The sequence below is a fragment of the Alkalihalophilus marmarensis DSM 21297 genome, assembly GCF_000474275.2.
GTDB lineage: Bacteria > Bacillota > Bacilli > Bacillales > Bacillaceae_D > Alkalihalophilus > Alkalihalophilus marmarensis.
The window spans coordinates 29326-43637 of sequence record NZ_ATAE01000018.1 but is presented as its reverse complement, the minus strand read 5'-3'; the positions used below and the strand labels follow the sequence as shown (position 1 = coordinate 43637).

At 38.6% G+C, this 14312-nt stretch carries 15 protein-coding genes and 1 pseudogene; 14 read left to right on the top strand and 2 right to left on the bottom strand.

All coding sequences use genetic code 11. The annotated features are described in order from the left end of the window. Positions 1–252: 252 nt before the first annotated feature. The 4 genes from A33I_RS06605 (at position 253) to A33I_RS06590 (ending at position 5278) form a co-directional block, all read left to right on the top strand. Positions 253–1425 carry a thiolase family protein gene (locus A33I_RS06605; RefSeq protein WP_022627700.1) on the top strand — a complete coding sequence of 391 codons (1173 nt, stop codon included), beginning with the start codon at positions 253–255 and terminating at the stop codon, positions 1423–1425. Between the two features lie 117 nt (positions 1426–1542). Beyond that, positions 1543–1956, top strand: coding sequence for an acyl-CoA thioesterase (locus tag A33I_RS06600; protein ID WP_022627699.1), 414 nt, complete (start codon positions 1543–1545; stop codon positions 1954–1956). 74 nt (positions 1957–2030) lie between these two features. Beyond that, positions 2031–3668 (top strand): long-chain-fatty-acid--CoA ligase, encoded by a 1638-nt coding sequence (locus A33I_RS06595; RefSeq protein ID WP_022627698.1) that lies wholly within the window; start codon positions 2031–2033, stop codon positions 3666–3668. Between the two features lie 248 nt (positions 3669–3916). Beyond that, entirely contained in the window at positions 3917–5278 is a 1362-nt protein-coding gene (locus A33I_RS06590) for a hypothetical protein (RefSeq protein WP_022627697.1), read from the top strand. 110 nt (positions 5279–5388) lie between these two features. Here the strand turns inward: A33I_RS06590 and A33I_RS06585 are convergent. Then, positions 5389–5550, bottom strand: a pseudogene (locus A33I_RS06585) (DMT family transporter); the annotation flags it as partial. A 193-nt stretch (positions 5551–5743) separates the two neighbouring features. Here A33I_RS06585 and A33I_RS06580 point away from each other — a divergent pair. From A33I_RS06580 to A33I_RS06555, 6 genes are all read left to right on the top strand, one after another. Next, positions 5744–6688, top strand: coding sequence for an ABC transporter ATP-binding protein (locus tag A33I_RS06580; protein ID WP_022627695.1), 945 nt, complete (start codon positions 5744–5746; stop codon positions 6686–6688). A gap of 3 nt (positions 6689–6691) precedes the next feature. Then, entirely contained in the window at positions 6692–7426 is a 735-nt protein-coding gene (locus A33I_RS06575) for an ABC transporter permease (protein WP_022627694.1), read from the top strand. Beyond that, entirely contained in the window at positions 7423–8109 is a 687-nt protein-coding gene (locus tag A33I_RS06570; RefSeq protein WP_022627693.1) for an ABC transporter permease, read from the top strand. Before A33I_RS06575 ends, A33I_RS06570 begins: the two co-directional genes overlap by 4 nt. Before the next feature lie 79 nt (positions 8110–8188). Further along, the gene (locus A33I_RS06565) at positions 8189–9292 is read left to right on the top strand and encodes a sensor histidine kinase (RefSeq protein WP_022627692.1); all 1104 of its coding nucleotides are present in this window, start codon (positions 8189–8191) and stop codon (positions 9290–9292) included. 14 nt (positions 9293–9306) lie between these two features. Beyond that, complete coding sequence (locus tag A33I_RS06560) at positions 9307–9918, top strand: response regulator transcription factor (RefSeq protein WP_022627691.1); 612 nt, start codon at positions 9307–9309, stop codon at positions 9916–9918. A gap of 26 nt (positions 9919–9944) precedes the next feature. Then, positions 9945–10664 (top strand): polysaccharide deacetylase family protein, encoded by a 720-nt coding sequence (locus A33I_RS06555; RefSeq protein WP_022627690.1) that lies wholly within the window; start codon positions 9945–9947, stop codon positions 10662–10664. A 376-nt stretch (positions 10665–11040) separates the two neighbouring features. On the opposite strand, the gene A33I_RS06550 is transcribed toward A33I_RS06555, so the two are convergent. Further along, entirely contained in the window at positions 11041–11847 is an 807-nt protein-coding gene (locus tag A33I_RS06550) for a hypothetical protein (protein ID WP_022627689.1), read from the bottom strand. A gap of 113 nt (positions 11848–11960) precedes the next feature. On the opposite strand from A33I_RS06550, the gene A33I_RS06545 reads away from it, so the two are divergent. The 4 genes from A33I_RS06545 (at position 11961) to A33I_RS06530 (ending at position 14279) form a co-directional block, all read left to right on the top strand. Then, positions 11961–12542, top strand: coding sequence for a GNAT family N-acetyltransferase (locus A33I_RS06545; protein ID WP_022627688.1), 582 nt, complete (start codon positions 11961–11963; stop codon positions 12540–12542). A gap of 2 nt (positions 12543–12544) precedes the next feature. Next, positions 12545–12757 (top strand): DUF6007 family protein, encoded by a 213-nt coding sequence (locus A33I_RS06540; RefSeq protein WP_022627687.1) that lies wholly within the window; start codon positions 12545–12547, stop codon positions 12755–12757. A 163-nt stretch (positions 12758–12920) separates the two neighbouring features. Next, positions 12921–13229: a hypothetical protein gene (locus A33I_RS06535; RefSeq protein ID WP_022627686.1), complete on the top strand. Its 309-nt coding sequence runs from the start codon at positions 12921–12923 to the stop codon at positions 13227–13229. 12 nt (positions 13230–13241) lie between these two features. Next, the gene (locus A33I_RS06530) at positions 13242–14279 is read left to right on the top strand and encodes a serine hydrolase domain-containing protein (protein ID WP_022627685.1); all 1038 of its coding nucleotides are present in this window, start codon (positions 13242–13244) and stop codon (positions 14277–14279) included. The last annotated feature ends 33 nt before the right edge of the window (positions 14280–14312 follow it).

Here is a 14312-nt window from a genome sequence, read left to right as displayed (position 1 = left end):
AGATATGAGTAGGCCACACTGCTCCCGCAATCAGATCGTCCTTATCGAACCTTTTGTAGGACGTAACGTAATTCAATAGAAATAACAACCTACCTCACCAACTGAGGTAGGTTGTTACTGTTGGAATAAGAAATTTCTTTGAGGGAAATGATTTTATTTAAATAGAACGAGCATATAAATTTAAAGGAATTGTTTCACTTATCTAGAAAGGTAAAGAAGAAGACCTCAAAAATTGATAGAAGGAGGAAGAGAATGTCGAATAGAGATGCGGTGATTGTTTCAGCAGTTCGAACGGCAATAGGTAAACAAGGTGGTGCACTAGCAGGTTTAGAGGCCCATCAATATGGAGCGGATGTGATTAAAGAAGCGCTTGAGCGGGTTTCTGTTTCAGCCGATATGGTGGATGACGTAATTATGGGGAATGTTTTAAGTGGTGGCGGTAATATCGCTCGCTTAACAGCTCTGCAAACAGGTTTGTCCTTAGAAATCCCTGGACTAACGATTGACCGCCAATGTGGATCTGGTATCAATTCTATTAATCTTGCAGCCCAAGCGATTAAAGCAGGTGATGGGGATGTGTTCGTTTCCGGCGGGGTCGAGAGCATGAGTCGGGCACCTTACTTAATGGATCGTCCAACGAAAGCCTATTCACCAGTTCCTCCTAAATTCCGTGCTTCTCAACTATCACCTAAAGAAATTGGCGACCCACCTATGGGAATTACAGCCGAAAATCTTGCAAAAAAATACCGTATTTCTAGAGAAGAACAAGATGAATTCTCTGTGCGAAGTCAACAAAGAATGGCTAGAGCTATGCAAGAAGGTTATTTTAAAGATCAAATTGTTCCGTTAGAGATCCCGGTTAAACGAGGGGAAAGTATTAGATTTGATACCGATGAGCATCCACGACCTTCAACCAGTCTCGAAGCTTTAACAAAGCTATCCCCAGCATTTCTTAAGGATGGGACTGTAACAGCAGGGAGTAGTTCTGGATTAAATGATGCTGCTAGTGCTGTTGTGATCATGTCTAGAGAAAAAGCAAAAGCTTGCGGGTTAGAACCTTTAGTGGTCATACGAGATTATGTGGTGAGCGGTGTCGACCCTACGATTATGGGGATTGGGCCAGTACCAGCGACCAGAAAGCTATTAAACAGAGCAGGAATTCAATTGAATATGATTGATTTAATCGAATTAAATGAAGCTTTTGCAGCACAGGTTATCGCATGTGATCGCGAATTAGAATTTGACCCTGAAAAATTAAATGTTAATGGTGGTGCGATTGCACACGGACATCCATTAGGGGCGACAGGAGCGATTCTTTTAACAAAGGCAATCTATGAATTACAAAGGAGAAATAAAGCAACTGCCATAATTACCGCTTGCATAGGTGGAGGGCAAGGTATTGCTACCTTGATTGAAAGAGAATAACAAAAAGGAAAGAGAAATGAACGTACGCAACTAAAACATACCAACTAGTAGGTATGTTTTAGTTGCAGAGGATATAAATGTGAGTGTTCAGAACACCATTATACTAAGGAGGCAGAAATGAAATTTGAAACCAATGTAAAAGTGCGCTTCTGTGAAACGGATGCCTTAGGTCATCTTAACAATGTCAGCTACTTTATCTATTTGGAGGAAGCACGTGTAGAATTTTTTAAAGCCCTCAATCCAGATATGACAATCGAAAATTGGAATATCATTTTAGCATCAACTTCATGTGACTTTATTAAACAAGTTTATTTTGACGAAATTCTTTCGATAGAGACGTCGGTTGAAAAAATCGGTACATCTAGCTTCCATATTGTCCATGAAGTGTTTAATCCCGCTAAAGAAGTTGTAGCGAGAGGCCGGGCAGCTGTGGTCCATTTTGATTTTCATTCGCAAACAACTCAACCACTACCAGATTTTATGAAAGAACGTTTAAATAAGTATTACCAAGAAAAGATATCATCCAACTAGAAGGCAACTTCCACGTGATGGACGAAAGCTTACGATCAGTAATCTTGAAACGACTTAATACAAGGAGGATCACTATGTCCATTTACAACGATAAGCCATGGTTATCGCTTTATCATGAAAGTGTAGAAGAAAGGGTTGAAGTAAACGATCTCTCGTTGAATGATTTATTTACCCAATCGGTTGAAAAATACAAGAACAAAACCGCTATAACTTTCTATGACCGAACCTTTACCTATGAGCAGGTTGATGGAATCACCAAGCAATATACGTCATCTCTTCATAGTTTAGGATTTACAAAAGGAGATCGCTTCGCTGTTATGCTTCCGAATACTCCTCACTATCTCTTTACGTTGTTTAGTGTGTCAAAACTTGGTGGCATCGGAGTTCAAGTCAATCCGATGTATATCGAAAGAGAGATTGAACATGTGCTCAAAGACTCGGGGGCAGAATACATGATTGTTTTAGATCAACTGTATCCACGCGTCAAACAAATTCAGAAGAAAACAAATCTGAAACATGTCATCGTTGTAAGCTTGGGGTCAGAAGTAACGGAAATAGAGGAGAATGATTTCTTTTTTAATGACTTCTTATCCTTAGGAACAGAGCAACCACCTCATGTAGAGATTGATCCAGTGGAAGATATTGCGATGCTTCAATATACAGGTGGTACAACAGGTGTGTCAAAAGGGGTTATGCTTACACATCGTAATTTGATGACGAATATAGAACAAATCTATGAGTTTATGTTTAAACCTATTGAGTACCCAGACAATCCGAAAATCATGAGTGTTTTACCTATGTTTCATATTTACGGCTTAACGTGTAACGTCTTTTTGGGATTCAAGTGTGGATGTAATCAAATTATTTTACCTCGTTTCGAGCTCCAAGAAGTCGTCGAAACGGTTAAACGAGAGAAGCCTTTCCAGTTTTCGGGTGTTCCGACCATGTATGTAGCATTAAATAGTCATCCGAAATTAGAAGAATACGGATTCGATCAAGTATCCTATTTTAATAGCGGAGGCTCAGCTATGCCTATTGAGCAGCTACAGACTTTTGAAAAAAGAACGAATTGTAATTTATGCGAGGGCTATGGTCTGTCTGAAGCCTCACCAACCACTCACTTTAATCCTCCAACGCGAGATAGAAAAGTGGGTAGCGTCGGGATACCACTTCCTGGGTTAGAATCAAAAATAATTAAAGAGACTGACCTTGGTCCGATTGACGTACCTGTAGGTGAAGTAGGTGAGTTACTCGTTAGAGGGCCACAGGTGATGAAAGGATATTGGCAGCGAAAAGAGGAGACAAACGCCGCATTAAAAAAAGGGTGGCTCTTTACAGGGGACTTGGCGCGAATGGATGAGGAAGGGTACTTTTATATCGTCGATCGCAAAAAGGATATGATTATTGCAAGTGGCTTCAATGTCTATCCTCGCGAAATTGAGGAAATCCTTTATCAACATCCTGCCATTCAAGAGGTGATTGTCGTCGGTGTTCCAGATGAATACAGAGGAGAAACTGTAAAAGCTTTTATTAACTTAAAAGCAGGTGAAAAGGCGACTGAAGGGGATGTAATTGCTCTTGCAAGAAAATTACTTGCTCCATACAAAGTTCCAAGCTTTGTAGAATTTCGTGATGAACTTCCAAAATCAGCTGTCGGGAAATTATTAAGAAAAAAGCTCCGTGATGAGGAAATAAACAAGGCTCGTTCATAAAGGTCTGCATCGTTCGTAAATCCATTAAGAAAAGCTAGATCCTTAATGGATTTATTATTATAGAATTAACGGAATGAAAATTAGAAAATTCAATCTTTTTATTGACATCGTAAACAATTCGATTTAGAGTAAATATATCAACATACTGACCGGTTAGTTTATCAATTAAATGAAAATGAAAGCGTTTACTTATTGGGGTGTTCTTTTCATCTAAACAAAAGTAATGATGACATTAGGGAGGTTGAAAGATGGGAAAAAAACGTACATACGGCGGAATTCAGCCAGGTGTTAAATGGGGACCTTTTACGATGCGGCTACCTGGGGTACATGTGGCTATTTCGTGGCCTGAAGCAATTCAAGGGGCATTTTTATCGCTTGCTACAGGGGGAGCTCTAGCACCGCTCATGATGCAATTTTTTGAAGTTCCTTTCGAAGTAGCATGGTCGATCTTAACGATTCAACTATTCTGGGTATGGTCGCAAACAGTACTATTTGGAGATGCTTATGCTGCTGGTTGGATCACCCCAGCGCTCCCTTTAATATTAGTCTTTTTAGGTGGTGTATCACCGGGATCTGAAGCTGTGCAAGCGATGATAGCGATCACTTTAGTAGTCTCCTTCTTATTTATTTTCTTCGCGATAACAGGACTTGGTCAAAAGTTTAATCAACTAGTTCCAGGACCCTTAAAAGCCGGAATAATCCTTGGTGCTGCCATAGCTGCATTTATGTCGGAGATTAATCGAGTACAAACATTACCCTTTACACTCATCACCTCATGGATTGTTGTATTAGTACTCATGTTTTCAATACCATTCGGGCGTTTACCAAATACGAAGGCAAAAGTGTTGATGGCATCCAATGCGATGCTAGTAGGTTTTATCGTTGCCGGGATTGTTGGAACATTTGCAGGGGAATTAACATTTTCCATTGAGTGGGGATTCTTCATCCCGCAATTTGGTGAATTACTGGCTACGGTTTCTCCATGGGGAGTCGGCATGCCATCATGGTCATTGATCGTATCTGCAGTTCCCATTTCCCTAATGATTTATGTTTTAGTTTTTGGAGACCTTCTTGTAGCCGATTCGCTATTAAAGGAAGCATCTAAATCGAGACAAGATGAAAAGGTTGATGTCAATCACACTCGTACGCACTGGGCGTTAGCCATTCGTAACGTTGGTCAAATGTTTACAGGCGGGGTTCTCATTCCCTTGCATGGCCCGATGTGGACGGGAATTCAAGTATTTATTATGGAGCGTTACAAGTCTGGTCGAAAAGCATTAGATTCCATCTACTCTGGTACCATAAGCTGGTATTTACTATCGTTACCATTAGGGTTTTTATTGCCAATTATCGGGCTCATCGTCCCGTTATTACCAGTTGCTCTATCTCTAACGTTATTATTAACAGGGTTTGCTTGTGCCTATGTTGCGATGTCGATGGTAAAAGATAATATCTCACGTGGATATGCATTAGCGATTGGGATGATCACTGCCTTTGTAAGTCCAGCATGGGGAATAGGGGCCGGTATCGTTCTATACTTGCTCTTAATCGGCAAAAATGGTGGTGCTATAGAAGGAACTGCATCAAAAGAGGATAAGCAAGTTTCATAAAGCTTCTATTTTAAAAGGCATAACATTCACTTATATGTGAGGTTATGTCTTTTTTTTTAGCTAAAAATGAATTTATATAAATTCACACTGACAAAAACAAAAACCGCTGCAAAGATAATCCATAATAATCCAAGAATAATTGACCCCACAAAAAAGTTATAAAAGCTCGTTTCAAGTTTTCCTATTGTTTTTCCTAATTCACCGTAAATAGCTCCTTCAAAACTAAGTGCGGCTCCAGCTATTAAAGCTAACAAATAAGTCATGTAACGCATTAATAAACCTCCATTTATATATATCTAGAAAGTACATGTTCCATGTATACCCTGCTTCTTAATAAACTAAAGGTCTTTGTAACCGATTTAAAATAAGGTTCAAGCCTCCTATTCTAATCATTACATTTGTAACTACTCGATTGATACATCTCCAATTTAAGATAATACTATCAAGGAACAGGAGGAGAAAAATATGGCCATTGTTCATATAGAAAATTTAGTGAAACGTTACGGCTCACATATAGCTCTAGATCATGTCGATTTAGATATAGGAGAAGGAGAAATCCTTGGTCTCTTAGGGCCAAATGGGGCAGGTAAAACAACGTTAATTCATGCTTTAGCCGGAATAGTAGGTTTCGACTCTGGAGAAATAACTGTATTTGGTAAAGAGCAGCAAAAGAATTTGATGGATATTAAACGGCAAATTGGTCTAGTCACACAGGAAATTACTTTGTTTACGGACTTAAGTGCGCGAGAAAACCTAGAGTTTTTCGGTAGCATATACGGCCTTAAAGGGGAAAAATTAAAAGACCGAATAGATGAAACGTTAGCATTGGTTGGGCTAACAGAAAATGCGAATAAGCTTCCTACGAAATTTTCCGGCGGGATGCAAAGAAGGCTTAATATCGCCTGTGCCCTTGTGCATCAACCCAAATTTCTTATTATGGATGAACCAACCGTGGGGATTGACCCTCAATCTCGCAATCATATTTTAGAGACGATTCGAAAATTAAACGAGCAAGGTACCACCATCCTTTATACGACTCATTATATGGAAGAAGTTCAAAGTCTTGCAACGCGAGTGGTTATTATGGATCAAGGACATGTCATTGCAGATGGAACTATGCAAGAGTTAGTAAACAAAATCCAACATGAAGAAAAAATAAAACTGGAAGTATCGGAGCCTTCGGACGAGTTATTAGAAAAACTACGGAAGCTTGAAGGAGTAAAACAAGTATTCATGCATCGGAAAGAAATATACATTATTTCACAAGTAGGTGCTGGTAATCTCGATCGTACCCTTACTGTCGCCAAGGATTTGGGTGGAATTCTGTCTGTGGCAGCAGAAAAACCCACCTTAGAGGATGTATTTTTAACCCTAACAGGGAAACGCCTCCGTGATAGGGAGGAGGACTAAACGATGGTCATAAGATCTAGTTATTTTATGTTTCGCAGATTGTTTCGTAATTATATTGGTATTTCGATTTTATTGCTACTACCGATCGCCTTAATTACCGTACTAGGATTGATAGCTGATGACGCCATAAGTGATACGTTGGGAATCCCAATGAAAGATCAAGTAGCTGTGACAATGATGCTAAGTTTCCTTTTATTCGGCGGATTTTTCACGATGGAATATGTCAAGGAAGATCTTCTTTCTTCTATGAAGTGGAGGATGAATTCCTTGCCGTATCCTGCTCATAAACACGCCTTTTCAATTTTAATTTCCTGTACACTTTTTAATGTACTGCAGAGCTTTCTCATCGTCCTTTACACACATTTTGTCTATGGCGTGAACTGGGGAAACTTAGGTTTCGTGCTTTTCGTCCTCATCGTTGTATCAACCGTTTGCCAATTCATATTTATTAACTTTGTTTTAGGGGTGAAAAATTATAAAACAGCAGAACGTTTAGGAACGGGGTTTGGACTGACTTGCCTTATGGTTTCTGAAGTATGGTTTCCTCTACCAGAAGGTGTCTTTTTCCAGCTTCTAACCACATATAGTAACCCATTTGCTCTTGGCCAAAACTTACTATTTACGACAATCACCGGTGAAAACATCAATACAGCCATCATTAGCTTCATCATTTTATTAATATCAGTTATTGTTTTGGCAATTTCAGGAGTGTATTTCGGAAGGCGGAAACTCTTATGACCGTATTTCGATTTGTTTTTAGACGTTTTTTTCGAAGGAAATCAAATAGTATCTTTTTACTCGTTCTCCCCATTGGAGCTATCTTTCTTCCAACGGGAGATTGGCCTCCCATTCCTCTAGGGTTTCACTATTATGGAATTATCATTATGTTCATGGCTTCACGTCTTGCAGCTATCATCATGGAGGACCGGTCAAATAAGACACTGATACGTCTGAGTGTAGCGCCCATTTCGCATTTTCAATACTTGTGGCAAAACATGTTGGCGTACACGACGATCATGACTGCTGTCAATTTGATGTTTGTGATTATAGGGACGATCGTTCACGGAGGTAATTTACCCTCACCAGTCTTCTTATTTATCATTTATACGGTTTTTACTATGACTGCGTTAGGCTTTTCCTTAGCCTGGTATGCCATATTCCGGAACAAGGAAGCTGCTTTTAGCGTTTTAGGAGGCATCATTATTCTCATGGCAATGCTTGGTGGTCTCTTGTGGCCAGTAGAAATAATGCCTGACTTCCTGCAACGTGCCGTGATGCTGCTGCCAACCTATTGGGTAGCGGAGGCAACAATTTTGCTATCTTATAATGCAGCAATAGAAGAACTTTTTGTCCCATTAGTAGTCATGATCCTATTCTGTATAGCATTTTTATTGTTAGGAAGCCGCAGGAAACTCACATAGTCCGTTTTAACACAAAAATTTAGGAATGTTCCCTAAGGATTTTGGTATGATAGAGGGATGAGTAGAAGGACGTGAGTATATGATGAACAAATGGGAGATATGGACTCCTGAAATGGCAATGACCATATGGCGTATTTTCGGATTACTTTTACTAAGCTTTCTGTGGCTTCTAGGCGGCGGGAACGAAGGGGGAGTAATCCTTCTCTTGTTTCTTGCAATCATGGCTTTGGCTCGTTGGCGATTTACGCTGCCGGGGTGGACTGTTCTCATCGAACAAACAGTATGTTTAATGATGACACCTATTTTTCCGTTTGCAGCCTATGCTTTGGCATTGCCTATATTTGAAAGCATGCTTAAGAGGCAGCCTTGGTTTGCTTTACCAACGTTCATATTTATAGTTATATATCCTGAAACGACTATTCAGATAGTTGTCGTTTTCATCCAAGCAGGATTGTCTGGGGCAATCCTTGGCGGGTGGTACCAGGATACAAATAGATACCAGAAGGAGTCAGATCAACAACGGCGCAATCACTACGAATTGGAAAATCTAAAAGAAGAACTTCTTATCGCGAATGTGCAAGGGACACGTTTGGCAGAGTTGACAGAAAGAAATCGAATCGCACAACAACTCCATGATGATGTAGGGCATGAACTCACAGCATCTGTTCTTGCTTTACAAGCCTTTGAAGAGCTTTGGAAAGTAAATGATCCAGATGCGGAAGAAATGTTTATCCAAGCACAGCGGCGTCTATCCAAAAGTGCCGTTTATTTACGAGAAACAGTTCATAACATGAAGCCTGTTAAGGAGCTAGGGATAGAGGGTCTTTATGAAATCAGTGACGAATTCAACCTATGTCCTGTGAAATTTAACATATATGGTGATACAGGCAGAGTTCCTGTCCATCTATGGAGTATTCTTTATCCAACGTTGAAAGAAGCGTTAACGAATGTTATTCGCCACGCCCAGCCAACACTGGTAGAAATTTCTTTAGACATTAGCCCTCACATTTTGAGATTATCCATTTCTAACGATGGGGTGACAAAGGATAAACGTGGTCGAGGTACAGGTGTAGGTTTAAGAAATCTTCGTCACCGGGCAAAGGCGGTGGGAGGGAGTATCTCGTTCGATACTAGCGATGGGTTCCTTTTAATCTGTGTCCTTCCTATAGAATTAACAGGATAACGGAGGTTTTCTTTATGAAAATTTTGATTGTTGATGATGATGGTTTAGTTTGTAAAAGTTTAAAAGTGCTCCTCTCCCGAGAAAAAGACATGGAAGTCATAAGCACTGCTACAAATGGTGCTGAAGCGATTAATGCCTGCCGAAAGGAACTACCAACCATTGTTTTAATGGATATCCAAATGCCGGTCATGGATGGTATACAGGCTACAAGGCAAATCAAGTCAGAATGGCCCAATGTACATGTGATGATGTTAACAACTTTTCAAGATGAAAAAAATATTCGCCTTGCCATTCAAGCAGGAGCCGCTGGATATTTAATAAAGTCCACAGAGGTAAAGAGTATGTCTCAGAAAATTAGGGCACTCGTTTCCGGTTCAACTGTATTAGATGCAGATGTACTAAAACAACTGACACAGCCTGCAGGAAGAGAAACACAAGAGAAACTGACTCCCAGAGAACGAGACATTGCTGCATTAGTAGCCCAAGGGCTCTCCAATCGAGAAATAGCAGATCAGCTCTATCTCAGCGAAGGGACAATACGCAATACTTTGTCTATCATTTTAGAGAAATTCCAACTTCGAGATCGAACACAACTAGCCATTTACTATTTGAAAAATAGTAAATAAGACTATGGCTTGATGATGGGGGACATATGAAAAAAACAATAAAAAGAATTAGCATATTAGTTATAGTTTTGATTGTCGTAGGTTATTTACTAAATGAATTATCACAATCAAGAACGTTCCAATTCTTTGGTGGTTTAGTTAATAGTGTAGATACAAACGAAAAAGTAGTAGCCTTAACCTTTGATGATGGTCCTGGAGTAAATACACATGAAATATTAGATATATTAAGTAAACATGATGTGAGAGGTACTTTCTACTTAACAGGTTATGAAATTGAACAGTATTTTGATGATGCTAGTAAAATAGCGCAAGAAGGACATGATATTGGGAACCATTCCTATTCCCATAAAAGAATGGTTTTTAAATCTCCATCTTTTATCAAAGAAGAAATCGATAAAACGGATGAGTTAATACGACAAATCGGTTATGAGGGAGAAATCACTTTCCGTCCGCCTTTTGGAAAAAGGTTAGTTTTGTTACCTTATTATCTATCCAAGCAAGATAAGAATACGATTTATATGAATATAGAGCCTGATTCTGATCCTGAAATAGCTGATGATGCAAATGAAATGGTAAACCATGTCGTAGAACATATAAAACCTGGTTCAATTATTTTATTGCATGTCATGTATGAAAGTAGAAGAGAGTCACTCGATTCAGTAGAAGGTATTATTACTTCGTTAAAAGAGGAAGGGTATACTTTTGTAACAATCTCAGAACTATTAAGATATGAATCACAAGAATGATATTATAATAATGTCTTCAACACATGCGTTTCTGTCAAAAGCAGGAACGTTTTTTTTTGCTTAATAAGAGCTATAGGGCTATATCATTTAAAATGACTTATTTGTCCTACGATAATGGCAAATGAATTATTTATCACCAGACGATCACTGTTAAGGTGGTCGTCTTTCAGATTTAACCTATTTAACGCCACAGTGGTTTTAAAGACGCACAAACTAATGTGCAAAATTTTATTTAAACAACGCAAACTTATCACCGTTGATCTAACCCATTTTAGTTGAGTTATTCATAGAATGAAGAGGGCAGCAACCTTGGGTAGTGTATGCATGGCTACTTGTTACGTAGATAAAGCCCTCCATTAACAGCTGTCGCTCTATACTAAATTTGTTCTAGCTCAACTTTTAAAGGTGGTGCATCTTTTTCAGTTGTATAGTGTCTTACTGCTAAGTGTCTAGTGTTGCAGGTGTGACAAGTAATGTTATATATTGTCACCTTATTAGTTGAATGTCTTAGGTCCGTTGACATTTGTTTTTCAATCAGATAACTAGATAAATCAGAGCTGTTTGATTGATATAAGTGGTGCAAAATTGCCCTCTCTTTTTCATATTCTTCAGGAAGAACATCGAATAATTTAGTAGTAAAATAATAGCCTGTCGTACAGGTTTTGCATTTATAAACATTTGCTGACAACAAAAACGGAATAGCTAAAGCTCCTCCTACATATCCAGCAACCTCCACCCATAGGGCAGGAACAATTAATACTTGATCTACAGGTATTAGATGTTGAAAGTTTCGATCTGAATAAAGATTATTCATAAATGAGAAGAAATCTACCTGCTGCCCGGCCATTAAAACCACACTCGGATTACTAATATGCGTTCCATCGCCGAAATAATTAATAAACCCATGATTAGAAATAAATGTCGCTTGATAATGGATAAAAAAGATCGCGATAAAAGTAAGAAGTGAAGTGAAACTAACAAATACTAAATCCCAGACCTGCCACTTTCTCTTCTTTCTTAAATAAATGAAATAGCCAAGTGAAGATAATAAGCCGAGTATAAAGGCACCTAGAGGGAACACCCACACTGCAAAAGAGTGAACAGGAGATCCTAATAAAAGCAAAAGAGAAGAAATCAATACTGTTCCGACGACTGAGACAAGCCCCCATATATACTTCATCATATTAATAAACACCACCTATCTTGGCATAATTATACCATATTATACTAACCTTTGATAAAAGTGGGTTATTACGTTAAAATAGTAGACTAATAGAGAATGGCTGGAGGATTATCATGATCAACATTTCAGGCAAGTTAGTCACTCTTAAAGAAGCAACCGAAAAAGATTTAGATGAACTGTATTATTGGAAGTACGAAGAAGAAGAACAAGCCTCTAAAAAGTGGAATGGACCCTACATACCTGAGCCTACTATTCCAAAACAGGAATTTAAGCGAGATTGGGAAATGAGTAAGGAACTCTTTCCTCAGATACCAAGTGCATTAACCATTCATGTTAATGAAAAGCTGATTGGCATTGTCAGCTGTTATTGGGTAGATAAACATACAAATTGGCTGGAAACGGGAATCGTCATCTATGACAAGGAATACTGGAATGGAGGCTACGGTACAGAAGCTTATCGTCTCTGGATTGATTATCTATTTACCACTACAGACTTGCATCGCTTAGGAATGTCTACTTGGTCTGGAAATATACGGATGATGAGAGCAGCTGAAAAGATCGGAATGAAAGAAGAAGCACGGATCAGGCAGGCTAGAACCGTGAACGGAGTATATTATGATGCGATTAAGATGGGGATGTTGAGAAGCGAGTGGGAGTTATTTTATAACACATCATCTACAAAAGAAGGAATATAATTATGAAGCACAATCAACAAGATGTAGTTCAAATGTTTAAAGGAATCACTATCTGGGAGATAAGCTTATTTGTACCTGCCACTCTATTATTTTTATATCTACCTGTAGATAACTTCTTTCACATCATCATAAATGTTGTCATATTTTTTCTTTGTGTGATTGGGATCTATTCCATTATCACGTATTTTAAATCACTGAAAAAGAAAAAGATGTAACCGCTTATAGCCATAAAAGGAAGGGACTGATCCTATTCAACGTCTCACCAAAAATATTCTCATAACGATTTACATAGCAGTAATCGTCCTTGCCGTCGTTCTTATTGTAACAAACAAGCTCAATCCAGTGGGGTTTAATTACTCCTTAAATGATGATTTAAGTGTGATAACGATTGAAGAGGGATACATTTCAAAAGAAGTGTACCAGTTCGAAGTGGAAACAAGCGATGCATTACGCATTGTTATGCCAATTACAGAAGCGAATCAACTATGGGAATTGAACATAGCCATCTTTGCTTTACTCGTAGCAACCTTTAACTTGATCTATGCAAAAGTTATTAAGCCCCAAACATATTCAAAGTGGATTACAGCGGGATTTATCATCTTGCTTATCGTATTAGCAGCCATACATTTAAATGCCCATCTAGAATTGCACCGTACGATTTCAGAAATGATCGATTCCATGCAGTAAGGGGGGCTTAATATGAAGGCTAACATAACGAAAATTATATCCGATATTCTAAAAGTAAATAACTTTTCAGGTTCGATTTTGGTTACAGAAAATGAAAATGTGTTGGTAGAAACGTCTTTTGGATATGCTAATCGCTCTGAAAAGCTTAAGAATGACACATCTACAAGGTACGGAATCGCATCAGGAAGTAAACTCCTAACAGCAATAGCCGTTTGCCAGCTAGTAGAGAACGGAAAGCTATCATTCGGTACAAAATTATCTGATTGCCTTAAAGTAGACTTTCCGCACTTTGATAAAGATATAACAGTACATCATCTATTAACCCATACTTCTGGTATTTCAGATTATTGTGATGAGGAACTAATGGAGGACTTTGAAGAGCTGTGGGCTGAATTTCCGATGTATAATTTAAGGAGGTTAAGTGGATTCCTCCCTCTTTTTCTAGATAAAAGGATGAAATTAAAAATGGGAGAAAGGTTTCACTATAACAATGCAGGATATATTTTGCTAGGATTAGTTATTGAAGAAGCAAGCGAGTTAACATTCACGGATTACATCCAAACGTTTATTTTTAATAAACTCGAAATGAAAAATTCGGGATACTTTGACTTAGATGCCTTGCCCCAAAATACAGCAATTGGTTACATTGATTTACCAGATGGAACGTGGAAGACAAATATCTATTCTATACCTGCAAAGGGTGGTTCAGACGGAGGAGCATTTATCACAGTTGGTGACATGACAAAATTATGGAACGCGCTTATGAATTACTCCATCCTAAGTGAGAAACACACCAAGCTCCTGCTTAACCCTCATGTCAATGTTGAAAAAGATGTTCATTACTACGGTTATGGTGTATGGATTAAGAAGAACCAAACATCTGTTGAGAAGTATCATGTAATGGGCTATGACCCTGGTGTATGTTTTCACTCTTCGTATTATCCACAAGCTTCTATTTCCATTGTTGTTTGTTCGAATCAGTCTGATGGAGCTTTTGATCTCGTTAAAGTATTAGAGGAAGAGTTGATTAGTAATCAGTTAGATTCATGAAATGCTTGATATTGACACGATTTGAGAAATGGA